The sequence below is a fragment of the Vibrio sp. SCP2 genome, from assembly GCF_059295395.1.
In genome coordinates this window covers 1-551 of sequence record NZ_JCAFVV010000030.1, presented here as the reverse complement: position 1 = coordinate 551, position 551 = coordinate 1, and the positions used below count along the sequence as shown (strand labels likewise).

Here is a 551-nt window from a genome sequence, read left to right as displayed (position 1 = left end):
AGACCCTTTGGGGTTGTATGGTTAAGTGACTAAGCGTACACGGTGGATGCCTTGGCAGTCAGAGGCGATGAAAGACGTAGTAACTTGCGATAAGCCCAGATTAGGTAGTAACAACCATTTGAGTCTGGGATTTCTGAATGGGGAAACCCAATTGCATAAGCAATTACTGTTAACTGAATACATAGGTTAACAGGGCGAACCGGGGGAACTGAAACATCTAAGTACCCCGAGGAAAAGAAATCAACCGAGATTCCGAAAGTAGCGGCGAGCGAAATTGGACTAGCCCTTAAGCTTTTAATGAGACAGGTGAAGCCTCTGGAAAGTGGCGCGATACAGGGTGATAGCCCCGTAACCGACATCTCATCATCAGTGAAATCGAGTAGGGCGGGACACGTGATATCCTGTCTGAATATGGGGGGACCATCCTCCAAGGCTAAATACTACTGACTGACCGATAGTGAACCAGTACCGTGAGGGAAAGGCGAAAAGAACCCCTGTGAGGGGAGTGAAATAGAACCTGAAACCGTGTACGTACAAGCAGTAGGAGCACC

Annotated in this window: 1 rRNA gene; it reads left to right on the top strand. The window is 48.3% G+C overall.

Annotated elements, in window-relative coordinates:
* Window positions 1-19: 19 nt before the first annotated feature.
* A 23S ribosomal RNA gene (locus AC5O63_RS22400) occupies window positions 20-551 on the top strand; the annotation flags it as partial.